The sequence below is a fragment of the Bacillus sp. 123MFChir2 genome, from assembly GCF_000383235.1.
In the GTDB taxonomy this organism is placed as follows: domain Bacteria; phylum Bacillota; class Bacilli; order Bacillales; family Bacillaceae_G; genus Bacillus_A.
Genome location: NZ_KB910935.1, coordinates 42,284 through 68,691 on the forward strand (window position 1 = coordinate 42,284; position 26,408 = coordinate 68,691).

Annotated in this window: 21 protein-coding genes and 4 pseudogenes; 5 read left to right on the forward strand and 20 right to left on the reverse strand. The window is 35.5% G+C overall.

Going from position 1 to position 26,408, the window contains the following annotated elements:
- Nucleotides 1-229: 229 nt before the first annotated feature.
- Nucleotides 230-754 (reverse strand): hypothetical protein, encoded by a 525-nt coding sequence (locus tag H280_RS0108880; RefSeq protein WP_020060772.1) that lies wholly within the window; start codon nucleotides 752-754, stop codon nucleotides 230-232.
- Between the two features lie 229 nt (nucleotides 755-983).
- Between H280_RS0108880 and H280_RS0108885 the strand changes: the two genes are divergently transcribed.
- Complete coding sequence (locus H280_RS0108885; RefSeq protein ID WP_020060773.1) at nucleotides 984-1,631, forward strand: hypothetical protein; 648 nt, start codon at nucleotides 984-986, stop codon at nucleotides 1,629-1,631.
- A 201-nt stretch (nucleotides 1,632-1,832) separates the two neighbouring features.
- Here H280_RS0108885 and H280_RS23345 read toward each other — a convergent pair whose 3' ends face one another.
- The 6 genes and pseudogenes from H280_RS23345 to H280_RS0108915 all read right to left on the reverse strand — a co-directional run bounded on the left by H280_RS23345 (nucleotide 1,833) and on the right by H280_RS0108915 (nucleotide 7,932).
- Nucleotides 1,833-2,204, reverse strand: a complete 372-nt coding sequence (locus H280_RS23345; protein ID WP_020060774.1) for a hypothetical protein — start codon at nucleotides 2,202-2,204, stop codon at nucleotides 1,833-1,835.
- Between the two features lie 312 nt (nucleotides 2,205-2,516).
- Nucleotides 2,517-3,640: pseudogene (locus H280_RS23350) on the reverse strand (RNA-guided endonuclease InsQ/TnpB family protein).
- A 106-nt stretch (nucleotides 3,641-3,746) separates the two neighbouring features.
- Entirely contained in the window at nucleotides 3,747-3,932 is a 186-nt protein-coding gene (locus H280_RS0108900; protein WP_020060775.1) for a hypothetical protein, read from the reverse strand.
- Between the two features lie 310 nt (nucleotides 3,933-4,242).
- Nucleotides 4,243-5,520 (reverse strand): C4-dicarboxylate transporter DctP, encoded by a 1,278-nt coding sequence (gene dctP, locus H280_RS0108905; RefSeq protein WP_020060776.1) that lies wholly within the window; start codon nucleotides 5,518-5,520, stop codon nucleotides 4,243-4,245.
- Nucleotides 5,521-5,642: 122 nt separating this feature from the next.
- Complete coding sequence (locus H280_RS0108910) at nucleotides 5,643-6,341, reverse strand: response regulator (protein WP_020060777.1); 699 nt, start codon at nucleotides 6,339-6,341, stop codon at nucleotides 5,643-5,645.
- Nucleotides 6,331-7,932, reverse strand: a complete 1,602-nt coding sequence (locus H280_RS0108915) for an ATP-binding protein (RefSeq protein WP_020060778.1) — start codon at nucleotides 7,930-7,932, stop codon at nucleotides 6,331-6,333. Before H280_RS0108915 ends, H280_RS0108910 begins: the two co-directional genes overlap by 11 nt.
- A 232-nt stretch (nucleotides 7,933-8,164) precedes the next feature.
- On the opposite strand from H280_RS0108915, the gene H280_RS0108920 reads away from it, so the two are divergent.
- Nucleotides 8,165-9,232, forward strand: coding sequence for a TRAP transporter substrate-binding protein (locus tag H280_RS0108920; RefSeq protein WP_020060779.1), 1,068 nt, complete (start codon nucleotides 8,165-8,167; stop codon nucleotides 9,230-9,232).
- Between the two features lie 93 nt (nucleotides 9,233-9,325).
- Here H280_RS0108920 and H280_RS0108925 read toward each other — a convergent pair whose 3' ends face one another.
- Nucleotides 9,326-10,243, reverse strand: a complete 918-nt coding sequence (locus H280_RS0108925) for a CPBP family intramembrane glutamic endopeptidase (RefSeq protein WP_020060780.1) — start codon at nucleotides 10,241-10,243, stop codon at nucleotides 9,326-9,328.
- A gap of 368 nt (nucleotides 10,244-10,611) precedes the next feature.
- On the opposite strand from H280_RS0108925, the gene scfA reads away from it, so the two are divergent.
- Both scfA and scfB read left to right on the forward strand, forming a co-directional pair.
- Entirely contained in the window at nucleotides 10,612-10,761 is a 150-nt protein-coding gene (scfA, locus tag H280_RS24940) for a six-cysteine ranthipeptide SCIFF (RefSeq protein WP_081625642.1), read from the forward strand.
- Between the two features lie 114 nt (nucleotides 10,762-10,875).
- Nucleotides 10,876-12,282, forward strand: coding sequence for a thioether cross-link-forming SCIFF peptide maturase (gene scfB / locus H280_RS0108930; RefSeq protein WP_020060781.1), 1,407 nt, complete (start codon nucleotides 10,876-10,878; stop codon nucleotides 12,280-12,282).
- A gap of 65 nt (nucleotides 12,283-12,347) precedes the next feature.
- Here the strand turns inward: scfB and H280_RS0108935 are convergent, their stop codons facing one another.
- Entirely contained in the window at nucleotides 12,348-12,947 is a 600-nt protein-coding gene (locus H280_RS0108935) for an undecaprenyl-diphosphatase (RefSeq protein WP_020060782.1), read from the reverse strand.
- Nucleotides 12,948-13,301: 354 nt separating this feature from the next.
- Here H280_RS0108935 and H280_RS0108940 point away from each other — a divergent pair, with 354 nt between their 5' ends.
- Nucleotides 13,302-13,808 (forward strand): mismatch-specific DNA-glycosylase, encoded by a 507-nt coding sequence (locus H280_RS0108940; protein ID WP_020060783.1) that lies wholly within the window; start codon nucleotides 13,302-13,304, stop codon nucleotides 13,806-13,808.
- A 53-nt stretch (nucleotides 13,809-13,861) separates the two neighbouring features.
- Here H280_RS0108940 and H280_RS24945 read toward each other — a convergent pair.
- From H280_RS24945 to H280_RS0109000, 11 genes and pseudogenes are all read right to left on the reverse strand, one after another.
- Nucleotides 13,862-14,014: pseudogene (locus H280_RS24945) on the reverse strand (putative protein N(5)-glutamine methyltransferase); the annotation flags it as partial.
- Nucleotides 14,015-14,377: 363 nt separating this feature from the next.
- On the reverse strand, nucleotides 14,378-14,758 hold the full coding sequence (locus H280_RS0108950; RefSeq protein WP_020060785.1) for a VOC family protein: 381 nt from the start codon (nucleotides 14,756-14,758) through the stop codon (nucleotides 14,378-14,380).
- 58 nt (nucleotides 14,759-14,816) lie between these two features.
- Nucleotides 14,817-14,993: pseudogene (locus H280_RS26410) on the reverse strand (aminoglycoside phosphotransferase family protein); the annotation flags it as partial.
- Between the two features lie 273 nt (nucleotides 14,994-15,266).
- A complete protein-coding gene (locus H280_RS0108960) occupies nucleotides 15,267-16,772 on the reverse strand; it encodes a malate:quinone oxidoreductase (RefSeq protein WP_020060786.1) in 1,506 nt (501 codons plus the stop codon).
- A gap of 1,255 nt (nucleotides 16,773-18,027) precedes the next feature.
- Nucleotides 18,028-18,873: a DUF2785 domain-containing protein gene (locus tag H280_RS0108970; protein ID WP_020060788.1), complete on the reverse strand. Its 846-nt coding sequence runs from the start codon at nucleotides 18,871-18,873 to the stop codon at nucleotides 18,028-18,030.
- 108 nt (nucleotides 18,874-18,981) lie between these two features.
- Nucleotides 18,982-20,997: a S9 family peptidase gene (locus H280_RS0108975; protein WP_020060789.1), complete on the reverse strand. Its 2,016-nt coding sequence runs from the start codon at nucleotides 20,995-20,997 to the stop codon at nucleotides 18,982-18,984.
- 43 nt (nucleotides 20,998-21,040) lie between these two features.
- Nucleotides 21,041-21,345: pseudogene (locus H280_RS26830) on the reverse strand (TnsA endonuclease N-terminal domain-containing protein); the annotation flags it as partial.
- A gap of 193 nt (nucleotides 21,346-21,538) precedes the next feature.
- On the reverse strand, nucleotides 21,539-22,921 hold the full coding sequence (locus tag H280_RS0108985; protein WP_020060791.1) for an SMODS domain-containing nucleotidyltransferase: 1,383 nt from the start codon (nucleotides 22,919-22,921) through the stop codon (nucleotides 21,539-21,541).
- A gap of 12 nt (nucleotides 22,922-22,933) precedes the next feature.
- Entirely contained in the window at nucleotides 22,934-23,530 is a 597-nt protein-coding gene (locus tag H280_RS0108990; protein WP_020060792.1) for an SLATT domain-containing protein, read from the reverse strand.
- A 64-nt stretch (nucleotides 23,531-23,594) separates the two neighbouring features.
- Complete coding sequence (locus H280_RS24410) at nucleotides 23,595-24,842, reverse strand: restriction endonuclease subunit S (RefSeq protein ID WP_020060793.1); 1,248 nt, start codon at nucleotides 24,840-24,842, stop codon at nucleotides 23,595-23,597.
- Between the two features lie 3 nt (nucleotides 24,843-24,845).
- Entirely contained in the window at nucleotides 24,846-26,399 is a 1,554-nt protein-coding gene (locus tag H280_RS0109000) for a type I restriction-modification system subunit M (protein ID WP_020060794.1), read from the reverse strand.
- Between the last annotated feature and the right edge of the window lie 9 nt (nucleotides 26,400-26,408).

Below are 26,408 nucleotides of genomic sequence, written 5' to 3' on the forward strand. Positions count from 1 at the left end.
GGTTTTCGCTGCGCATGTGGCAGAAATAGGCCCCGACCAATTCTACGCATGGCCAGTTGCTCTCGCCCACCGAAAAAGAAAAGGGTTTTTATGTTAGGTTTTCAATTTGCATCTATATATTTATAAAGTAAAACTTTAATCAGTGGGGGGTCTTATTGCCCACAAATAGCGGGATAAACTAACTAGATACACCTTATGAAATAAAAAATAACTTTGTTTGAAAACAAAGTTATTTGGCTGCCTTCTCTTCTTTCTTAAAGCGGTTATAATAATTAACTGCTGTAGACAGGTGCACCTCAATATCGCGAATGAATGAAGAGTCTTCTTCTTTCGCTACGCGTTCTAATTTTTTCATCGCTTGTTCGGTTTCGTTTAAAAAACCTGCGTATAATTCATTTTCTCTTTCTTTTGACTTTGGAACTCGAATTTCTTTACGCACATTTTCAATATCCGCTAACGTATTATCTGTTAATTTTTGTACGTCTTCTTTAAACTTTGGGAGTTTCATTGCCTTCCCAGACTCCTCTTCCGCTTTTTTCCAAAGCTTCATAGCCTCATTTACTTCATTATTAATTTTGTCTTCATATTGACTATGTACAGATTGATACACTTTCAGATCTTCAGAATTGTCTTCTTTATGATTTTTTTGCTCTACTTTTTCTTTCGTTTCTTGTTTTGCTTCTTTATTACTAGTACATCCGGTTAATAGTAATGCACTACTAAGCAGAATCGCGCCCCAAGCTTTTTGCTTCATTTTAAACTGCTCCTTTTGTTCACTGTATGTCTTCTATCATTATTATAGCGATAACAAGTAAAAATTCACACGTATCTGCTCTCATTTCTACTTACAGCCATATTGTGTTCACAATATCGTCACTTTATCCACTACATGCTAAAGCGCTTAAATTAACCAGGATAAAACAAATAAAGTAATACAAACTAACAATAGAACGTTTATGTAAATCAAAAAGGAGAAGATACCCATGAAAAAGCTATTCGTGAAATTCACACTGCTCGTTATGACTTGTACTTTCCTTTTGTCACCAATAAAAGTGGGCGCAGAAGAAAATGTACGTATCCAAAATCCGTGCCCTAGCCAATCCGCAATACAACTAAAAGATGATTTAAGAAGACTTTGGATTGACCATACAATATGGACAAGGAATTATATTATAAGCGCCTTAGCAGGACTGAAAGATCAAGAAAAGGTATTAGCAAGACTATTAAAAAACCAAGATGATATTGGAAATGCAATAAAGCCATATTATGGGGAAGCAGCTGGTAATAAGCTTGCTAAACTATTAAGAGAACACATTCTCCTTGCAGGAAAAGTAGTAGGCGCGGCAAAAAGCGGTAATCAAGCAAATTTAAAAATGTTTAACACAGAGTGGTATAAAAATGCTGATGACATCGCTCAGTTTCTTAGCAGCGCCAATCCAAATTGGTCAAATGCTGCATTAAAAGACCTATTGTATACACATTTAAAATTTGTTACAAATGAGGCTGTAGCCAGAATTAAAAAAGATTGGGACGCAGATATTCTCGCTTACGACAAAGGTGAAGACCATATTATTACAATGGCTGATACCCTTACAGAAGGTATTATCAAGCAATTTCCAAATAAGTTTTAACAAACTAAAACTCTTTCATAATTATGAAGGAGCTTTAGTTTTTCGTCTGTTATTGTATATCCATTTTAATTTTCCGACATATAAGTCGCTGCTATGCAGAATACAAAATGACCGTTTCTATGCGTGGCCAGTTGCTCTTGCCCACCGAAAAAGAAAAGGGCTTTTATGTTAGGTTTTCAATTTGCATCTATATATGGCAGTTCAATACTTAAATTGCGGTTCTGTTTGCAAGTAATACCCATTTCTAACATGTCCTACCCAGTTCGCAAAGAATTCTCTCCATGAAACACTGTTAAAAAATGCGTCTATAGATTGTGTTTCAGAATTCCAGTCTAATATTAAAAAGGGGGCATTTCCTAACTGCCAAATCCCTCTATTAACATCCGTTCCAGTTTCTCGAATTAATAATAATGGTAATCCATATTGATAACCCATCGATGGTTCGATTTGTGAAAACGGAGTCCCTTCCCAAAATGGTGTTTGTGGTTCAAACGGCCCAACATTTGTTCTTAAACCTTGAACAAAAAATCTTTGAAAATTGACCGCTACTAATCCATAACTAGATAATATCATTCTCCGTATACTTGTTAATGGCGCTTCAGGATATTGATCACTTCGGGGGATTGTACGAGGAAACAGAAGAGCTTGTTCAATTTCTATAATGAGTCGATCTAAAAATTGTTGTTGCAGTTGATTTAAAGTATTTACTGTACGTGAATAACCCCCTCCTTATTCACCTTATAATCTGATTGAAGAAGGAGCTTCCTGTTTCATAGACCGTTGCATAGACCGTTGCATAGCGGGGTGTCTCACTGCGTCTTACACAGTCTCCACAGGCGTGGATTATACTGTTCGGACATAACCTTGCCCTACAGTTTATAGATTTTAGTTTGTGGCAAGCAATTCTTCTAATCCTTTTTGTAAGATGTTCCGGCTCGCGTTATAGTCTCTATCCAATACCGTTCCACACTTTGTACAAATGTGAGTACGAATAGAGAGAGACTTCTTCACACGATTCCCACAAACAGAACAGTCTTGTGAAGTATACTTTGGTTCTACTTTGATGAGTACACCACCATGATTTTCGCATTTGTAAACAAGCATGTTTCGAAACATCCCCCACCCAGCATCAGAAATGGACTTCGATAAATTTCTATTTTTAACCATGTTACGAATGTTCAAATTTTCTACAGCGATAACGGAATACTCTTTTGCTAGATTGTAACTGAGTTTATGAAGAAAATCTCTGCGCTGGTTCGCTACTTTTTCATGTAGCTTGCGAACACGCTCGACTTGTTTCATGAAGTTAGCAGAACCTTTTTTTTCTTAGAAAGTTTTTGCTGTGCTTTCTGTAGCTGTTTTTCTTTTTCACGGAGAAATCTAGGGTTTTCAAACTCTAAACCATTAGAAAGAACAGCATACTTATGTAGTCCCACGTCAATTCCTATCGCACGATTGGTATCGATATCAGATGGTACCACTTGTCTTTCGACACTGAAAATAGCGTACCATCTTTTCCCTTGACGTTTGAGGATTAGTTGCTTGATTGTTTCTTCGAGTGGTCTATGAAGTAGGATATCTATTTCTCCCAATTTTTTATTGTATAACTTACCGTTATCAGAAAAAGACATAGCATAGCGATGCTTTCCATTTGGTTTGAATCCAAATTGCGGAAACGTCATACTATTGTAGTCTTTATACTTTTTCTGTTTTGGATACTTTGCATCTTTACAAAAGAAATGATCAAACGCTTTTTTCAGACGTATAAAAACTTCTTGCAAAGGCTGAGAAGGCATTTCTTTTAGAAAAGGATACGTCTTCTTGTCCAATGTAAGTTGTCTTTGCATATCATAACGATTGTAATTTTCTTTGTTTTCCTTATATTTCCGTTCTTTGTCTAGCAAGGCAGAATTGTAGGTTTGACGACAATATTGTAGCCAACGATCTAACATTTCTTTTTGTGCTTCTGTTGGAAAGATTTCATATTTTTGATTCAACAACATTGTCATCACCTCCCATTAGTTATGTCCTTGTGTTTCGATGTATTGTTTTAGAACTTTTAATGGTGTACCGCCTACAGTCAGCAAACAATAACTTTGAGACTAAAAGCATTCTTTACATAAATTCTGTCTGACTGAAGAAAATTCCTTTTTCATTCCTTGACGAAGGAAAATTCTTTCGAAAATATATTAAAAACACAGGAATTCGAAAAGCTTGATCAATTGCCTGCTGCAGCTTTGCAGAATGATAGACACCTTGTTCAGTATTTATATAAGGACTACCATTCACGTTTTCTTCCATTAGTATCTCTCCTTCCTTTTTGTTAATTAGTATATGTAATTAAAAAAAGAAAGTTTGCACACCCTCAAGTCGCAAAAGCAAGGAAATCTATTCCTATTGATTGAAAAATTGTGAAATAAAGTATTTTTATAATTGGTATAACATTTCGTTCGTTTCAAAAGCAATCGGCTTATATGCCTTATATAGTTTTCACAAGAACCGCAGCAAAGAATTGCAACAAATACCATCAACTTTATTCAAAGAAGGATAGCTGCGGGAATACACTAAAAAAACTATCCACCTATCGTGGATAGTTCCTTTTATTTATGCATTATACGGCTTCCTTCGCCCCTGTTAATGCTTTTATATCAGAAACAGCCTCGGCATGCTTTGCTTCATCAAATTCATTTTCACTCTTCGCAACAACAATTGTCGCAATCCCGTTTCCAATTAAGTTTACGATGGCTCTTCCTTCACTCATAAAGCGATCGACCCCAAGAAGTAAAGCTAATCCTTCTAAAGGAATAACCTTTAACGCAGCTAACGTAGACGCTAATACAATAAATCCACTTCCTGTCACACCTGCAGCACCTTTAGACGTTAACATAAGTACTAAAATAATGGTAACTTGCTGTCCAATTGTTAAGTCGATACCAAATACTTGTGCTAAAAAGACAACTGCCATGGATAAATAAATAGATGTACCATCAAGATTAAAGGAATAACCTGTTGGAATAACAAGACCAACAACGGATTTTGAACAGCCATATCGCTCCATCTTATTCATCATTCTTGGTAATACAGATTCAGAAGAACTTGTTCCTAATACAATTAATATCTCGTCTCGAATGAACTTTAAATAATTCCATAAACTAAATCCATACATCTTACAAATAATATTTAAAATAACAAAAACGAATAAGAACATCGTTACATATACCGACATCATTAATTTCCCAAGTGGTACAAGCGAAGCAAGTCCAAAGTGACCGATTGTATATGCCATAGCACCAAATGCCCCGATCGGTGCTGCTTTCATTACATAGCCAATAATTTTAAAGAATACGTGTGAAAGTTTGTCTAAGAAATCAATGACTGAGTTTCCTTTTTCTCCAAGAGCCGCTAACCCTACACCAAATAAAATAGAAAAGAATAATACTTGTAAAATATCACCTTTCGCAAATGCATCAACCATATTAGACGGAACGATATGGGTTACAAACTCAATCCAGTTAATACCATGTCCTCCGTTTTGCGTATACTTTGATACGTCTCCTTTTGCAAGCTCATTAAAGTTAAGGCCTTCTCCTGGCTTCATCACATTTACAACAATTAAACCAACAATAAGTGCAAAGGTTGTCACTACCTCAAAATAAATAAGAGCTTTTCCACCGACCTTACCAACCTTTTTCATATCTCCCATTTTGGCAATGCCGAGTACAATTGTTAAGAAAATAATCGGTGCGATTACCATTTTTACAGCATTGATAAATGTGTCGCCTATCGGCTTCATTTCTTTACCAACACTTGGCCAAAGTAATCCAACTAACACCCCAAGTACAATAGCCGCTAATACTTGAAAGGTTAAATTTTTAAAGAGTCGTTTCACCTTTCTTCTCACTCCCCTAATTTCTCTAAATTTTCCAGATGTTTATTTCTAACATAATGATAGCGTTTACACGAAAAAGTGAGAAGTTTATGGTCATAACGAATATTTTGTTCATTTTGGTCTTAACTTTTCGTTTCTCGAAACACATAACGATTAATTGGTCTTCCAACTCCGCCATACTGAACTGCCAAATGAATGACACCTTTTTTTTCTAAATAATCTAAGTAACGACGAGCTGTCACTCTAGCTATTCCAATGGCACGCGCCACATCTTCAGCCGAACGAGGTTCTTCTTGCTGTTTTGCATACGTTACAATTTCATTTAATGTAAACTCATTTAAACCTTTTGGTAAATTGCTCAACGTTCTCTCCGAGCGCCCAGAATATAATAATAAATCTAGCTGCTCCTGCGAAATAGATCCAGAATCTCTTAAACTTATTCTATATTGGCGATACTTCTCTAACGCTTGTTGGATGCGATGCAATTTAAAAGGTTTAATAATATAATCTATCGCTCCATTTTGCAGCATGAGTTTAATTGTTTCCCTATCTTTAGCAGCAGAAACAACAATTACATCCGTTTCTAATTGTTGTTTTCGAAATTCCTGCAATACTTGAATACCATCCTTTTTCGGCATAAAGATATCCAAAATAACAAGATCTGGATTCATTTTTTTTACAAAGCGAATCCCCTCCTCACCATTGCTGGCGATAGCAATTACTTGAAACCCCTTTACACTTTTTATAAACTCTTTATTTACTTCCTGAACCATTGGATCATCTTCTATTAGCACTACTTTAAATTTCTCTTTATACGCCATACAATTCCGCCTCCATCCCCATTGGAAAAGTAATGATAAAGCTAGTTCCTTCACCTTCAAAAGATGAAATTCTAATTTCTCCTCTTCCTTTTTCAACAATTTGTTTTACTAGAAAAAGACCATAACCTGTCCCGTCACGTTTATTCACAGTAAACCCTTTTTCATATAGCCTTGGTAAATGTTCTTCTTGTATCCCGCATCCATTATCTTCAATTAAAATCGCGCACACATCTTCTGACTGCTCAATACTAATATCAATTCTTTTATTCGTTGCCTCAATTTGTTCAAATGACCCAAATGCGTTTTCTATTAAATTACCTAATAATACAACAAAATCATGGTGATCTAATTGATACGGAAAGGCCTCTAAATAACTATTTTGATCAACATTCACTTGAATTCCGAGCTCTTTTCCTCTGCTTATTTTACTTAAAAGAAGCCCTGCAACGGCATCATTTTTAATTGTCTCATTTAAAAAGTTTGCTACGTTCTCCTGTTCTTCTGAAGTGTTATAGGCAAGTTGCAATGCCTTGTCAGCCTTACCGAGCTGAATTAAGCCTGCAATTGTATGAAGTTTATTCATATGCTCATGACTTTGCACACGCAGTGCCTCAACAAAGTTCTTCACCCCAGTTAATTCTTCCGCAAGCTTCGTTACCTCCGTACGATCTTGGAAAATTGCCACAGCTCCGATTAATTCATGATCCTTCTTAATCGGTATACGATTGCTTAAAATGACCTTGCCACTTACTTTTATCTCTTCATTATATACCGCTTGATTTTTCTCCACGATTTCCGGGAGCCTTGTATCCTGTAATATTTTACGAATAGGCTGTCCGACAACGTCTCCATTGACATGAAAAACTTGCTTCGCTTTCTCGTTAAAAACCGTAATCATTTCTTGATTATCAATGGCAATCACCCCTTCATTCATGGAATGAAAGGTCGCTGTCCTTTCTTCGAGTATTCTTTTAATCTCATATGGTTCGAGCTGAAACATCTGCTTTTTTATATGATTAGCGAGCATTAACGAACCTATCAATCCTAGTATTAACATTAAGATGACTATGAAAAGAATTTCTCCCTTTAATTCACTCATAATCTCAAAGAAGTTTGGTATTTTATTTCCTACAACAACAACGCCAATTTGGTTTAAATTTTGATCTTTAATGGGCATAAAAGCTCGAATTAAAGTACCCATTTCTCCCTTTGCCTTTGAAAAATAAATATGTTCTGCAAACGCCGCCTCTTCATCTGCTCCTTTCGAACGTTTTCCAATCATTTCTTTCACGGGATGCGAATATCGGACTCGTTCCATATTCATGACGACAATATAATCTGTTTCATTAATGACTCTAATATTTTCAATCACAGAATTTAATATCATCCATCCATTTTTTTCTTGAAGTGACTTCTTTACATCTGACATTTCTGCTACCGTTCGCGCTGTATTCATAGAACGAATTCTTAATTCTTTCTCTTCCTTTTGCTGAATATTGGCGACGATAATCCCGCCACCAATCATAAGTGAAACAATAACAACTGCATAAGAAAGAATCGTAATCTTCCAACGTATTGGTAAATCCCTCACACTTGGCACTCCTTTCCCCTAAAAGCATCTTTACGAATAGAAATCTTCTAGGTATGCTTACAATAAAGTGAAACTTCCATCAGTGACACATTTCTCACTGATGGTTAGTTGAACCAATCGGGCTTTTACGGACAGTTTTCTCCCACCTAACTTCCTTGCTTCTCTCTGAATCCTGGGGTGGGGGCTTACTGCCCGTTAATAGCGAGATAACTACTTCAAAAGGAGAACGACGATGAAAAAAGCAGCTACCTTTATACTCCTTTTCACCATTTCTATTGCAAACGCTTTATTTTTTTATTATCAGAGTCACCCTCCTCAAAATGAACTATCATATGACGATGACCAAGAAGGACTAAACGACCAAATCGTCTTTAAATTTAGTCATGTTGTTGCAGAAAACACACCAAAGGGACTTGCTGCTAACAAACTTGCGGAACTCGTGAATGAAAAATCAAATGGTAAAATAAAAATAGAGGTCTTCCCTAACGGAAGTTTACATTCTGATATAGAAGAATTTCGCGCTTTAAAATCCGGACAAGTACAAATGATTGCTCCTTCCACATCAAAACTCGGAACGTTCTCCCCTGAATGGGGTGTACTTGATTTACCATTTGCTTTTTCAAATTATGAAGCCTTACAAGAAGGCTTAAAAGGAAAAATTGGGGAACAATTACTTCAATCCTTACAAAAAGATGGAATAAAAGGGCTTGCCCACTGGTCCAACGGCTTTAAGCAACTCACGTCAAACAAAGGACCTATTTATACACCAAAAGATATACAAGGACAATCTTTTCGCATTATGCAAAGTAATGTCATCCAATCCCAATTCGATTTATTAAAGGTTAAATCGCATCAAGATTCATTCAATTCTACATATCAATTAATTGAATCAGGAAAAGTTGACGGTGAAGAAAATACCATTTCAAATATCTACTCTAAAAAATTCTATAACGTTCAAAACTATTTGACAATTAGTAATCATGGATATTTAGGATACGTTGTCATGATGGATCAAAAAACTTGGAATCAACAAACAAAAAAAACAAAGCAAATATTAGCGGAAGCCATGCAAGAAACTACCGCTTGGAATGATCAACAAGCCGCACAAATAAATAAAGAACAACTTGAACTTATTAAACAAAATTCATCGATTCAGATTCATGAACTAAACAATGAACAACGAAAAGATTGGGAAACCGCACTATTACCTATATATGATAAACTTGCTCCTACGATTGGAGAAGATTTGGTTGAAGAGTTGAAGGAATTACAGCGAAAATATCGTGTGCAGGGGTCATAATTGCCAAACTAGTAAAATAAAGAATCCGCCCTTTCTTTCACTGACTCAAGAAAGGACGGATTAAACTTATATCGATAGATTAGTTTGATAATCCTAGTTGCTTATATCAATATTTTTCATGAAATACCATTTTGGATTTTTTTTGTGCAATTTTATTAAATAATATACACAGAAAACAAGCGCTATTGCTGAGATGATAAGATAAGCCTTCTCCTGATAAGCCCCCATGTTAGCATTAGCATAGAATAAATGCTCGCTCCCCATACTGTCGTCATTAAATTTAAACAGCGTCTCAGATGCGTTATAAACCCCATGAATTATCATGCTTTTATATATGGAATTACTATCAACAGCAACTAAAAATAATAACAATCCCAGACAAAGAGCATACGTCAAAAATATTGGACTAAATCCCCCAAAGGAATGCATGAGAGAAAATAGAATAGAAGTGAAAAGAAAAACAAATAAAAGATTGTATTTTTTCACGAGCCATTTCGTTAAAAACCCTCTAAAAACAAGTTCCTCTGCGCCGCCCTGGATAAGATAAGTAACAAAACATAATAAAACATATGGATAAACATTAAAATTAGAGATCTGTTCTGTAAATCCGATTTGAACATTAAACATAAGAGCGTAAATATAAATACCTACAAAATTGATAAACAGACCAATTGCTATCCCACTAAATATATTCGTCATAACCTTATGTGACCGGTCTCTTGTAAATCCTATATTCGAAATCGGGTTCTTAAATATGTAAACATACACTAACAACAGCATCCATATTCCAATAAAAGTACGAATGACTCCTCCAAAACGATATGCAGAACTGGTTTTTGGAATTAGATCTTGGATAGATTGAAGCGACATGCTCACTATTGCTTGCGTTCCATAAAAGAGAGCCATTATACCAATACTGCATAGTAGAAGATATACCAAACTAGGTATTTTATCGACAAATTTATTACCATTTTTGCCTACTTTACTTTTAAACATCCATAAATTTTCCACACATTAATCTCCCTATAAATTATTTTTTAATTATTACTTCATAAGCTTTTATTATCAGATTGAAATAACAAATAAGCTATCTAATAACCTTACATAAAGATGACAGTTTTGTAAGATGATTCATTTTTAAGCGTATCCCGGTTGATCCTCATACCTATCAAGTTAAACTTATGTAAGAATGTTTCGCACTCTCAAAACACCACGAATGATTGACGTAAATCAAAGGTGTTGTTAAAATTATTACTGGAATTAATGTGAAAGTAATCACAAAGTTTAATTATTAATGTGAACCAATTCACAAAGTGTACTTTTTAATGTGAAATCATTCACAAATATTAACCTTACTTTTTAAAAAGGAGTTATACGTCATGAAAAGAATCGTAACACTTAGCACTCGCAAACTAATGGATACAGTAAAACATGGTGGATGTGGTGCATGCCAAACATCTTGCCAATCCGCTTGCAAAACGTCTTGCGGAGTTGCAAATCAAAAGTGTGAAAACACAATGAACAGATAGGAAACAAGACACGTACCGCCCAGCTGCTTCCCAGATGGGCGGCCATTTTTATCCCGTATTAACAAGTATAACGGAAGTTTCACTTTATACATAAAAGGAGCTTGATTATCAAGTATGATTCATCAATATAAACTAAACGGTTATAACATCGTGCTCGATACCTATAGTGGATCGGTACATGTTGTCGACGATCTCGCCTATGAAATTATTGCGCTTTATGAGACTACGCCTTCGGAAGCAATCGTAACAATGGTGCTAGAAAAATACGCACATGATGCAGGCATCTCTGAACAAGACATTCGAGAAACAATCGCAGATATTGAAGAGTTGAAAAATGATGGACAACTCTTTACTGAGGATAAATATAAGAATCTATCAATTGATTTAAGAAATCGCCAAACCTATGTAAAGGCCCTTTGTCTCAATGTTGCACATACATGTAACCTATCATGCGAATACTGCTTTGCCAGCCAAGGAAAATACAACGGAAACAGAGCGATCATGAGCTATGAGGTTGGCAAAAAAGCTATCGACTATTTATTAGAAAACTCCGGTCATCACCGAAACCTCGACATTGACTTCTTTGGCGGAGAACCGCTCATGGCCTGGAAAGTTGTTAAACAAATTGTCACTTACGCAAGAAGCAAAGAAAAAGAGTACAAAAAGAAATTCCGCTTCACCTTCACTACAAATGGGATGCTCTTAAATGATGAGGTCACTGATTTCTTAAATAAGGAAATGTATAACGTCGTATTAAGTCTTGATGGCAGAAAAGAAGTTCACGATCACCTGCGTAAAACAGTAACTGGAAAGGGAAGTTACGATTATATCGTTCCGAAGTTCCAGGAATTCATCGAAAAGCGTGGAGATAAAGAATACTATGTGCGTGGAACCTACACCCACAACAACGTCGACTTCACCAATGACATTTTTCATATCGCAGATCTTGGTTTTGACAAGCTCTCGATGGAACCGGTTATCTGTGACCCTCGGGAACCATATGCGCTCACCGAAAAGGACCTACAGGAGATTTACAACCAGTACGAAATTCTCGCCAAGGAAATGCTAAAGCGTGAGGAAGAAGGTAATGGCTTCACCTTCTATCACTACATGCTCGATCTCTCTGAAGGCCCTTGCATCCAAAAGAGAATTTCAGGATGCGGCTCTGGAACCGAATATCTCGCTGTCACACCATGGGGTGAACTCTTTCCTTGCCACCAGTTCGTCGGGGATCAAGAATACAGTATGGGAAACGTCTGGGATGGCATTACAAAACAAGAGACGCAGTGCCAATTTAAAGAAAGCAACTGCTATTCTAAGCCGGAATGTCAGAACTGCTGGGCGAAGCTTTACTGCAGCGGTGGCTGCCCTGCCAATGCGCTGCACGCAACCGGCTCTATCAATGGAATCTACGATTTCAGTTGTGACATCTTCCGTAAGAGAGTCGAATGTTCCATGATGGTTAAAGTAACTGAATCCATGAGAGCTATGGAAAAGAACGAACAAGTAGCGGCTGAATAAGTACAAAAATATAATAAGAGGCTGGTATTTATGCTCAGCCTCTTATTATATTTATGCTTGTATACTCAAAATCCCTTTGATTTGTTTTTAGATGGTAAAACATGTTGCTCTACTCTTTCATATAGGGTAAGCAGTGTTGTGATAAAAGAAAACTTCGGTACGAACCAATACGAAAATAACGCTGAAATACATCCTATTAAAGCCCCTATCGTAACATCAAAAGGATAATGAACGCCTACCCAAATACGAGAGATTGCTACACAAAACGCAAGTATAAGCCATAACCATCCCGTCTTTTTACGAACAAGCCAAAATGAAAAACAAATTGAAAAAAAGAGAATCGTATGGTCACTAGGAAATGAATTATCTACAGCATGGTCGACAAGTTTATTAACATCCGGCAACACCGCAAACGGTTGATAATTGAAATAAAATTTCCCTGCTATTTTTCCAATCACCTCCGCAATTACAAAAGCAATCATCGCCTGAATAACCATCATCCTACCTTTTCTGGACCCGGTAAACCAATAAACGATAATAATTAAGCATAAAATATATACCATATATTCCGCAAAAAATACCATGGCTGAGTTTAAGAACGAATATTGTTTACCTAAATCATTAATTGCTCGAAAAACATCAATATTGAATTGAGAAAAAGACATTTTCAAACCCCTCCTTTATCGTAAGGCGATAGACTGATTGCCATATACCTTCTTGTATGCCTCTCATTATTATTATCGAAAAAAAGGTTTAAATGGGACTTAACTACTCCTTAACTATTTCTTAATTAAGAAATAGAAAATGTAATTGCAGAAGCCTATTTCTTCACAGGAAATAAAAAAACACGAGGAAAAGTACTTCTTCCTCATGCGAAAACACCATTAAAATAACAACCAGAGCATCATGAATGGTTTAAACTGTCCCTTACAACTTTTGAATACGAAGTGTAATTCAAAAGTTGTGGTAAAATAAAAAAACTTTATACATTTAAATTCCATAAAGGAGGAGATTTAATCTTGAACCCAATTCATGATCATCTTAAAGAAGATTTAAACATTTTATTCGTCGGCTTTAATCCAAGTATTCGCTCAAGTGAGACAGGACATCACTTCGCCAATCCCAATAACCGCTTTTGGAAAATTCTCTATGAAGCAGGATTAACCCCCAAAAAATATGATGCTTCGGAAGATTATAAATTGTTGGATCTAAATATGGGTCTTACAAACATAGTAGCAAGACCAACTAAGGCAGCGGATGAAATTACAAAAGAAGAGTATAAAGAAGGAAAAGAGATTTTAAAACAAAAAATTATACGGTTAAAACCAAAAGTAGTCTGTTTTGTTGGGAAAGGTGTTTATCAGGAATATAGTGGACAAAAAGTAGCCCCCTGGGGACAGCAGTCTGAACCATTCATATCTGGAACAATTGACTTTGTTGCGCCATCCTCAAGCGGATTAGTAAGAATGAGACTTGAAGAAATTGTAGGGATTTATAAGCAGCTTGCTAAATTAGTATATAAATAAAACATCGACGGGTAGGCAAGCCCATCCGATTTTTATTTAATCCTCCTACATTTTTATTGCACCTTCGTTCCGATGACCACGCTGGCATCCAACTCTTCAAAACTAGCCAACTGCGTTATCAACCCATTACGAGTGAATATCTCGACAGTATGCGGCGCCTGCCGCTCACTCGTCTCAACAAGCAGATACCCGCCAGGTGCCAGCCAAAACGGCGTCATAGCCGCAGAAATAAGCAACCGGGCCTCATCTTCGGCGAAAACACAACCAGCGGCCTGAAGCCTGTTAACGATCATTGTATAAATGGTGTCCCCATAAAAACTACCACATTCGGATTTCTCAAGGTTCAAAGATGCTTTCCTTGAATCCATAACATCCCCCTCCTGCCCATCTTCACATTCTACTCATTAGATTAGTGGCTTACATTGCCATTCAGTTTAACCCTCTTTCTAGTCTAAAACTTTAGTTTCTATCTGAAAGTTGGAGCTAGAATTTTTCTTATTACGCTTTACAAAAAAACACTAAAAGAGATGTCATCATGATACCTCTTTTAGTGTTTTTAATTCTGTGATTTACTTTTTTTCCATTACTGCAAAATAATTATTTTCATGATCAGCAAAGTTAAATACTCTACCAGAAGGCATGCTTACAATTTCTCCGACTGTAATTTTTTTATCCGATAAGTCTTTATATAACTGATCGAGATTTTCTGTAAAGAACATCAGCGAAGGTGTACCAAGATTTAATTCAGGCTGCATTTTAGCAATTAGTTCCTTATTATGAAGAATGATACTCGTCCCCGCTTCCTTTACTGGAGAAATTTCAATCCATCTGAACCCTTGGCCATTATCTTCTTCAGAAACTACATGAAACCCTACTTTTTCTGTCCAAAATTGCACTGCCTCATCTTGGTTATTTACATATAACATAATTTGACCGACTTTATTAATCATTTACCATACCCACTTTCTTTCATTTTGGTTAATATTGATTTTTTCATTTAACATTTCATGTAACTTCTAATACCTTTGGAACATGAAGCCCACATGAATAAGCGTATTCTTGTTTCTTTGCCTCGTATAAAGATTCTGTGCTTGGAAAGTGTTATTTAAACACTTTTACAATTTTATTATCACAAAGATATATCTTGGCTGTATTCCCTATAGCTATCGGATCACCTAGGTTCAATTATTTTCTCTCCTTAAAATAAATTACAATAGTGCCAAATTCGATGTAGTGATAGTGAAATCCTTCTGCTGCTAGACTGCCCTTTTAATTAATGAAAAAGAATCCATTTGATTAATCAAAATGGATTCTTTTTCAGCAAATTTAAGTTTCGATTTTATAAAAAAGATCTAATCATTTTCTTTTTACCATAAAAATCCCCTTTAGATAATCGTATCTAAAGGGGGAAGACATCGTGACTTTATTTCAAATCTACAGCTTCTGTTACAAATATCTTTAAGAATTAACAACAGACCGTTCTTCTTCGCTTAAACCAAGCGTCTGCGCTGTTGAAGTAGAAATTTCTTGGAAAAGCTCTGGGTTTTCCACTAGTGACACGCCATAAGAAGGAATCATTTCTTTTATTTTCGATTCCCACTCTTTCATACGTTGTGGGAAGCATTTTTCTAATACCTCAAGCATAACGTGAACAGCAGTAGAAGCACCCGGAGAAGCACCGAGTAATGCAGCTACCGAGCCATCAGCGGCACTAACAACTTCCGTACCAAATTGAAGTGTTCCTTTGCCACTTGCAGTATCTTTGATAACTTGCACACGTTGGCCTGCTACTACCATACCCCAATCTTCGCTTTTTGCGTTTGGGATAAACTCGCGTAATTCTTCCATGCGTTTTTCATTTGATAACATAACTTGTTGGATCAAATATTTTGTCAATCCCATCTCTTTTACGCCTGCTGCCAACATAGTCAAGACGTTATTCGGTTTTACAGAACCTATCAAATCAAAATTTGAACCAGTTTTTAAGAACTTTGGTGTGAAGCCGGCAAACGGTCCAAACAACAATGTTTTCTTGTTGTCGATATATCTTGTATCAAGATGCGGAACAGACATTGGTGGAGCACCAACCTTAGCTTTACCATATACTTTTGCATGGTGCTGTGTTATAACTTCCGGATTGTTACATACCATAAATAATCCGCTTACCGGAAATCCTCCAATATGTTTTGACTCAGGAATACCAGTTTTTTGTAGTAAAGGCAGACTTCCACCCCCACCGCCAATGAAAACAAATTTCGCAGTATGATATTCGATTTTGCCGCTATCGATATCATGCACCTTCACTTCCCATGAACCATCGCTAGTACGTTTAATATCCTGAACACTATGCTTGTAGTTTACCTCGACGTTTTTACTCTGTAAGTGATTAAACAACATACGTGTTAACGCACCAAAGTTAACATCCGTTCCAGAGTCGATTTTCGTTGCTGCCATCGGTTCATTCGATGTACGACCTTCCATAATAAGCGGAATCCATTCCTTCAGCTTTTCATGATCATCAGAAAATTCCATCCCTTGAAATAGGGAATTTTTTGAAAGCGCTTCAAAACGTCTTTTCAAAAATGTTACATTTTTTTCTCCTTGTACTAAACTCATATGAGGTATTGGCATGATAAAGTCCTGTGGATTACGAATCAGCTTGCTTTTTACAAGATAAGACCAAAACTGTCTTGAAAGCTGAAACTGTTCATTAATTTTTATAGCTTTGCTAATATCTACAGATCCGTCAGATTTTTCGGATGTATAGTTAAGCTCACACAGCGCAGCATGGCCCGTACCCGCATTATTCCATTCGTTAGAGCTTTCTTCTCCCGCGCTTGCGAGTTTCTCAAACACCTTGATTTCCCATTCAGGTACTAATTCTTTCAGTAATGAGCCTAAAGTCGCACTCATAACTCCGGCACCAATTAAGATAACGTCTGTTTTCTTCTGCATTTTGCTCATGATAACCTTCCTCATCCCCTATATTTACAAAAAAGAGTTGGCGCTCCTGCTTAGATGTTACAAAAAGCAATGCGCCACCTAGACCCCACCTAGGAACACACCTTTTCTGTCTCAACTATAACCGTTCATATTCTATTATAATTATTTACAAGGTAAAATATCTACTGTTATCTGATAATTATAAACTATTTAAAGCTGTTTAAAAAGGAAGAATTTCATCTATAAGGCCCTAACTCAGCTTCTTGCAAGGGTTAAGACTTTCGTTTACCGTTACTTGTGGTATGGTTCTCAGCAGTTAATAGTTTGGAGTAAAGTCTGATTCTTCTCCGCTTATGTTATGTGACGTATAATTTTACGAAAAGTCCTAGGACAGATAAACGTGCCCTAGAGATTTTGATTTATATGACATTTTTTACTATATAAATCCAAATTAAAAACCTGACATAAACCACTTTTCTTTTTAGATGGCCCTAAGCGTCTGGCCGTGCGTAGAAGCGGTCATGGTCTTTTTCTGCCACGTGCGAAGTTCAAACAAAGAGAGAACGAAAGTAGCAGGTTATTTTTTGTTTAGCATGGCCGCGACTTGTGTGTTGGAAAGTCAAGTTGGATTTATATATAACGGAAATATCGGTTTCAATATAAACTTTGCTAGAAAGCCTCTCTTCTACTTTTCCATTTGTAGCACTTTTGACAGTTCAGCATTCATTAATAGTTCAAGGAGTTCCCCTTCGATTATCGCCATCCTTTTAATGAACAATTAGACACCTTAATTTTACTATATTCCTTTATACTCAGATTGAGCATACAATTTGATGGAATTAGGACAAACTTTATACTGTCTCATAAAATGTGCTTTTTAACATCCACCTGGATGGTGCAAGATACTAGAAAAAGGGGCAGGATAGGTTAAGAATAGTTTTTGAAGAACGAACTTGGAGGAGGATTAATGAAGGCAATTGTGTATGCAAAATACGGTCCACCCGACGTTCTTCAGTTGAAAGAGATAAAAAAAACTACTCCTAAGGACAATGGCAAAATAAAGGTTTTGGTCAACCTTTTATAAAGCAGTCACAGTAGTAATTTTGTGACTGCCATTGTTAACTAAATGAAAATTGAAACACTCTCTAACAATATTAACCTCTTACTGATAGTAAAAAATCGGTTACCTACTTTTTGTTTTTCTTGACATAAAAAGAGGAAATTCCTCAGCCAGTTTTCCATGGCTTTTGGGACAGCTCCTCTAATCTCTAATCCTTTAACTGATAGAAAACTTGTTCAATTTTGCCTCAGTACCAAGCATGACAGTGTTAAGCTCATTCCCTCGGCTATCTTTTCCCCTTCTGAAATATAGACTGCGTAAAAAATTCTTGCTGTTCACGCGAGCAATCACCTGACTGCGACTCCTCGGCAAATTGCAGCATTGCGCTAAGCCGCTAATCCAATCAGCGATTTCTTGATGTGGAAGTAACTCTTTGTCAATCATCGTATCCACGATGTTGACCAACCGCTCATCATCCTCATCGCTAAAAATGTGTCTACCATTATGAAGCATGCCAGAAATAGCAACAAGAACCTCACGCAGCATTGCGATGCTGCTCTCCTCGCACTGCACCAACTCGACAAAAACATCCGCACCGTGAGACGCGCTGTGAGCCCAGCCTCCTACTGAAAGGTAACCTCGCAGATCCTTCTCCTCTTTATAATAACGGAGCATTGTATGCATTAGTTGCTCAATTTCCGCTTGATTGAAAAATGGATTCTGTCTGTGACGTTGCACAATCAAAACGATAGGCAAGGCAGAGAACGTCCTCGTAAAAACTGACTGATCATCCTCGCTGCCAATATTATAGAACAAATGGTTCTCATCAGTCAGAACCGTTAAAAGGCTACGCAATTCCTCTTCACTGAACCTATTCTCTTCCTTAATCCACATATAAAACATCGGATAAATCAGGTTATCCCGTAATTCTGGCTGAGGATCGCCAATGTATTGAAGTAACAAAGGTAAGAAATCTTGATGCTGCTCACCTTCGCGTAACTGATACCCATCCTTCTCAATTCTTTGCAAATCCAGCATCAATTTGGTCCTTGTGTCGCTCATTTCCCCATCCCTCTCATCATTCGTTCTATTTGGTCACTTGTTTTTCCAGCAAAAAACAAGCGCTAAATATGAAAAAAAGCTTCCTTATGTATCCTGTAAGGATATCCATTATAAAACCCTAAAATCTTTCATACTTTCTCCAAGAATATGGTGTGAAAACCATATCAAATTCTGCTTCATAATAGCTACATTAATTCCTGGCTGGTCAGAACTATATTTCATTCCTTTAAATATAATTAATTCTGTATCAACTTCCATATCTCTTAACCCTTGATATAGCTCATATGCATTTGGAGTTGGAATTCTTGCGTCCTTTTCGCCATGTTGGATTAAGGTGGGAGTACAGGCTGATTTAATATATGTCATTGGTGATGTTTTAGTATATATCTCTGGATCATTCCATGGATTATTTCCTAAATGCATCCTAATAAAGTAAGGTATATCTGTATTTACATAATGGGTACTCCAATTCGTAATTCCACCTCCAACTGAAATAGCTTTAAATCTACTACTAAATGTGGAACAGAAAGCTGATATATATCCCCCGTTGCTCCATCCCATAACCCCTACTCTATCTTTATCTGCAATCCCTTTGTCAACTAGTTTATCCACTCCAGATATAACATCATCGTAGTCAGAAATTCCTAGTTTTCTATAGTTTGCTTTTAAGAATTCATTACCATAACCAGAACTTCCCCTGTAGTTTGGTTCTAAAACTATAAAGCCTTTTTCGATAAACTGTTCAATAGGATATTTCTCATTAAAACAGCCTGAAAATATTGGAAAGGATGCAAAGGCCGGACCACCATGGATTACCACTAATAAGGGATATTGTTTATTTGCGTCAAACTCTACTGGGGTCGATAAAACACCCTCTATCTCAAGACCATCACTACTTTTCCATGAGATTATTTCCCTGTTACTTTTAAGCTTTCCTTTGAAAAAGCTATTTTCATTCGTTATTTTTTTATCTTCTAAATAGATTTCAAAGGTTTCATTTGTTATAGCCTTATTATAGGATATATGATTTCCATCCCTTGTTATAGAAGCATCCATTATAAAGCTATCTACTTTTTCGCTTAACATTTCCACAGTGCCATCCTCAGATAGCAACCCAATAAGATAATTAGTTTTATCCTGCCATCTAATTAAAATTCCCTTAGCTGTCCACCGTAATGGAATAACCGTACTATCAAAATCTGTTAAAGGTTGAATTAGCTCTCCATTATTAATATCATATATCTCTAATGTACTGTCTTGTATATGAGTCTTATAGTAATCCTTCTCCCTTATGCTTGCTGAGTAACATATTTTGCTGCCTTCAGGAGAAAAGCAAACGCTCCCTCCCAACAACCTATCTATATTCATCTTTTGTAGCTCTCCAGTTTTAATATCTAGTATGTATAGATCTCCATTCATATAATCTCCCATATCCCGGCTTGGTGTAGCCATAAATACAACCTTTTTCCCATCATTTGAAATATCAAATTCATGGATATGAAAATCCTTCCCATCAGTTAGTTGATAAACAACGCTATTTTCGTTTTCATCTTTATATTTATTGGAATCATCTGAATTCACTAGAGGTTCGTATTTATTATTTTGTATTACTTTTTCTATTTCAATGTAATATAAACAATGATTCTCGTATTCCTTACCTATATGGTGGAAATCCCCATATAGTTCCTTACGTTTCTTTATCACCTCAGATTCTTTTGAATGTGCAACATAATAAAAACCCTTGCCAGTAGGCTCCCATTTAAATTTACTAACCCCTTCTTTTTCATCAGTAATTTGAACCCCGCCATAACCATCTATTGACTTAACAAAGATCTGATTCTTCTTATGATCCCCGTCACCAACTGGGCTAAGGTATGCGATATTCCCAGAATCTGGAGACCATAATGGGTATGTACTATCTATATCCCTAGTTGTTAATGGGTAACTCTGCTCCTTATTTTTTTCATATATCCATACATGATTCCTATATGTATTGTCTTTCCAGTTAGCTGTCTTCTTAACAAATGCTACGTTTTTGCCATCATCACTTATGTTTGTACCTGATAAGGTTGGTAATGAAATACTCTCTTCTATACTTAGATATGCTTTTTCATTCATTTTCATTAATAGACCCCCTTGTAATGTCTAGTAATCTAATTTGTTCAATATCAACTGTTAATAAAAAGTCCGTTGTCATAACAATTGGATCGCCTGTTTTGGGATCAGCTGGGTGTTTAATCCCAAGCTCTTCTTGTGGTAATAAAGGAATTTGTTCACGAATGCCTGAAACAACATCAGAAAATTCAGTTAAATAAAAGTAGTTCCGTTCCAAATCTGATAAAAACTCATGTTATTTGGCGGTTTTTATACCTTTTAACGTATTTCCGAAAGAAGGCTCCATCTTCAAGAGCGTTAAGTGGTGGGTAATTAACTCCACTTATCAATTTTAGATGTTCTTTTTCTTTTCGACACAAAAACACCCCTTTAGATAATCATATCTAAAGGGGTAAAACGGTGCAAGGTGTAGGATTAAAATAAAGTTCAATCAAAAGATTGCTACAAACGTTGATTTTATAATAGAAGAAACCTATGTGTTTTGAAAAAAGATTGATCAAAATGCTTGGGTTTAGTTTTGGATTGCTAAAATTTTTATAAAAAAGATTGATTAAAAAGATCTTTGTAAGGTATTTTCAATTTGAATAGGAACATGAATACGGTCTCTCGCTACTACTGTATCCTCGTAAACAATATAGCATTCTACGAAATGATCTCCATTAAAATTAGCAGGTTCTGTACGCTTTTCGACTCCCTTTATTATTTGCCCTCGAATACAATTTCTACGAATTGCTTCTTCTCCCCTATTTAAAACTTTCCAATATATATCAAATTTAAATTTCTCATCAGAACTTAGTTTTTTTATTGAATCGCGTTCTTGAATGACTTTTTCAAATTCATTTTCAACAATCAAAAATTCAAGTGTTTTTCGACGTTTAATTCTATTTTGACTTTTCAAGAGGTCTCTTAAAAATGCAGGTCTGTAACCATCCTGTTTAATGATACAGTCAATTTTAAGAGAATAACGTATATCAACTTTAAATTTATTTTCAATGAATTCTTCAGTATTAGTTGCTCTAGTATAAGCAGACTCAAAGTAGGCAACAGATTTATTAACCGTTTCTGGAACTGGGAAGGTTTGACCAAATAAATATACTAGTGTTTCATATAAGTCTGTACTATCCTCGCCTAAATCTTTAATTTTGTTATAAGCCTTCTTTGCTTTCTTTACGAACTTACACTTTTTATTGTAGACTTTTTGATTACTGCCTAGAGCATACCAATAAGCTTGTTCTTCATTCAAATCTTTTAAATACTTAAATAAATCCTTTAACAAATCTAAATAATCAGCAAAAGTTGCAGAATAATATTTAGAATTTTCGTTCAAGAATTTGTAAACTAATGTGTCAATCAATAATCCACCAAATTTAAACCCGATGTTATTTTTCCAGGCTCTAACTAAATAACAAACATAGCTAAAATTATTATTGGTAGTAATATTGAAAGTATTTGCTTCATCGATCTCTGGAATTGGGTCTGTTTTTTTCCAACTACCACCTTCATTTGCATCAGGGTATAAAAAAGAGTCATCCGATTGTTCAAATACAGGGCAGACTTCAATAATCTTTTTTAAACTTTCAAAACTTACAACCACAACTTGTCCATCGCCACGTACAATTGTCTTAGGATATCGTTTTTTTATTTCTTTTTTTACATCTTGCAGTAGTTTTGATTGGCCATTCCCATCATGGTCATCATATTGCTTTTTTTTACTGCTTGGTAAAATAAATAACATATCTACATCACTAAATGATTTAATTGCTGTTTGTCTTCCAAGTGATCCCACAACTTCACAATGTTCGGTTTCACTTTCACAATCATCGTAATAGGATTTGTTTAATCTCTTTGTAATTTCCTTTACACGTTTAGTCTCTTCTTCAGTATCTTCTATCTTTAAAGAATCAATGAATTCTTCCATGTATGTAGCTAGCATCCCTTATCTCCTTTACTGGTAATTTTCACAATAAAACTTTATTACAAGAATTAAAATTGTAATTGTCAAAATGACGGTCCATATTCTCAAAGACATTGGAAATTTATCTTTCCAAGTAAAGCTTTTTTGCTCATCAATCCATTCATGCTGCGCTTGATAAAAGAATTTGTAATGGGCATACCAATCGCTAAATGCTATTTGCTTTGTAATGCTTGTAGCATAATAGTCATTCAACAATCTTTTAAGTTTTTCTTGTTCTTCATCAGTCACATCAGATTCAGTAGAACTGTTTGTCTGATAATACATATCTTTTAACTCATTATGAATTTCCGTTAACCTTATGCCAGCTTCCATATAATCTTCTTTTTGAGCACTATATTGATTTATTTGAAGAGCCACCACACTTACTAAAATAATCACAAGAGACACTTCTTTGCTATAGTCAAAAGACGGTGCATACAATTGCCATATCCCGATTAATAATGTAATCAAAGCTATTCCACTTGGTACTTTTTCAACAATATCGCAGGTTGCAAAATGCTTTTTAGCACCAAACATCACATTGTATCCATGTTCTGCTAACGACTTTAAAAAAATTTCTTTTTTCATATTAACTCCTTTTCTATAAAAAAAGCATTCTAATATTACGTAATACTAGAATGCTTTTTGATTTTTAAATAAACATTTGTTGCATGAATCCTTGTTTTTGTTTTTGTAAAACCTCTATCTTGTGCTGTTCTAATTGAATTTTTCTATCGTACACCTCGAAAAATTCTCCTATTTTTTTCTGTTCTTTTAGCGATGGAAGATACACTATTTGTTCTTCTAAATCCGATTTACTTAAATTACCTATTGACCCATTTCCGCCAGAAACGTGCACATTAATAAACTTTTTATACCATGCTGAGTCCATTAATGCATTGATAAACTCTGGTTCTTCAGCTGTTGCTATTAACATGAAACCACCATGAACTGTTTTTTCATCTAAACCTTTAATTAAAGCATGTTTACCAACAAGCCTACTTGAACCATTTGCAGCCGTTATTAAAATATCATTATTTTTAACAAAATCAATTTTAATTGCTTCTGGTTTAACGAAAACATCATCTTTCTTCAACAAAAATATATTTTCTAAAATATTTGAGGAACGTAAAACACGTACTCCTTTGTCACAAACATCAGAAGGTTTATAAGTTAATCCTCTTTTTATTCTCACAGCTTTACCAAATTTAGTTTCTTCCCATTTTGGATAATCCTTCCCATCCTCATCCTTAAACCGTAACTCTTGCTTAAAAAGCTTCTGCATATGCCCTTTTTTCTGTTCCTGCAGCAAATCAATTTTTTGTTGTTGGAGTTGAATTTTTTTATTTAATATATCTACAAATGTGCTGATTTTTTGTTGTTCATGAATCTCAATCGGCATAAAGCTTTTGACTTTTTTTAAGTCTTTCACTGTAATATGTGGCTGAGCACTTCCAACTTTTTTTTCAGCTATAAAAATTGGGAGAATTTTTTCTTTAAAGAGATGTAGTGAATATGGAACATCTATTTTATTTTTAGCTCTTATAATTAACATTGCCGAATTAATTCGCACAAATGGATAAGAATTAATTTCATTAAAAAGAGCTAACTTTCCTAATCTGGAACCTCTGGAAGTCAATACCAAATCATGTTGTTGAACAATACCTTTTCTAAGTGATTCATGCTTTTCCTTAGAAATCCAATTTGTCTCTTTAAAACTAAAACCTATTTCAGTAAGATTATTTGCATTCAAAAAAAGGCAATGTCCTTCTTTGAAGAAATCATTCTCACTAGGGTAATTTTTTCCCCTATCACCATCAATAAAATCAAAGTAATCGTGTAAAGATACAGGAATCCATTCCCCACTAAATTCTTTAAATCTCAACTTTGGTACATTCACACTCTACACCCCCAATTCTTTGAAGTATGCAGCTAGTTCTTCATCGACTTTGGCGATTTCTTCATCGATTTCTTGAAGGCGTTTTGCTACTGCTTCTAAATCAACTGGTTCTTCTTCCTCAAATGTATCTACATAACGAGGGATGTTTAAGTTATAGTCATTTTCCTTGATCTCATCTAATGTTGCGGCGTAAGAGTATTTATCAATTGTTTCACGATTTAAATATGTCTCAACGATTTTTTCAACATGTTCGTCTGATAAATGGTTTTGATTTTTACCTTTTTCAAACTCATTTGAAGCATCGATAAACATAACGTTATCATCGTGCTTACGGCATTTTTTGAACACTAAAATACACGTAGGAATGCTTGTACCGAAGAAAATATTCCCTGGTAGACCGATAACTGCGTCTAAATAGTTTTTTTCTTCGATTAAATATTTACGAATGACACCTTCTGCAGCACCACGGAATAAGACACCATGTGGTAATACAACTGCAAATGTACCGTTATCATCTAAATGATGAATAAAGTGTTGTACGAATGCAAAGTCAGCTTTTGATTTTGGTGCTAATTTTGCGTAATTACTGAAACGTTCATCATCTTGGAATTTATCATCAGCACTCCATTTTGCACTATATGGTGGATTGGCAACGATTGCTTCAAAGCGTTTATCCATGTGCTGTGGTTCTTCTAACGTATCTGCATTTTTAATATCAAAGCGTTGGTATGGAATATCATGTAGCAACATATTCATACGCGCTAAGTTGTACGTTGTCGATACTTTTTCTTGGCCGTAGTAGTTATAAACTTTTGCTTCTTTACCTACGCGTAGTAACAGTGAACCAGATCCACACGTACCATCATAAACATCTTTGATTTCTGTTTTACCAGCTGTAACGATTTTCGCTAAAATGCGTGATACTTGTTGTGGCGTGTAAAACTCGCCGGCTTTTTTTCCTGCATTCGCAGCAAATTGTGAAATCATATATTCATAGGCATCACCAAGTACATCGATTTCCACATCGTCTTGTAAAAATGGAATATCTGCAATATTCACAAGTACTTTCGCAATTAGTTCTGAACGTGCTTTTACGGTACGCCCTAATTTTGATGAGTTTAAATCCATATCATCAAATAAGTTTTCAAAGTCTTCTTGGCTATCTGCACCCATTGTAGAAGCTTCAATCGCTTTTACACCATTTTGAAGCATTTCAATATCAAAGTTACCATTCGCACCTAATTCGATTTCTTTTACGAATGTAGAGAATAAATATTGAGGTGTGATGACATAACCTAATTCATTAATTAAATACTCTTGTAAATCTTCATGATATTCTTCATTTCCCCAAGCTTCCGCAAAGTTTAATTCATCTTCCGCAAGTAATGAATTTGCACGTGATTCTACTTTTTCTGATAAATAGCGATAGAAAATCAATCCTAAAATATAATCTTTAAACTCATAAGCATCCATTTGACCTCGTAAGTCATTAGCCATTGCCCATAGCTTCTTATGTAACTCAGTTTGCTGCTGGCGTTGTTTTTCACTTGTTGTCATCTATATGAC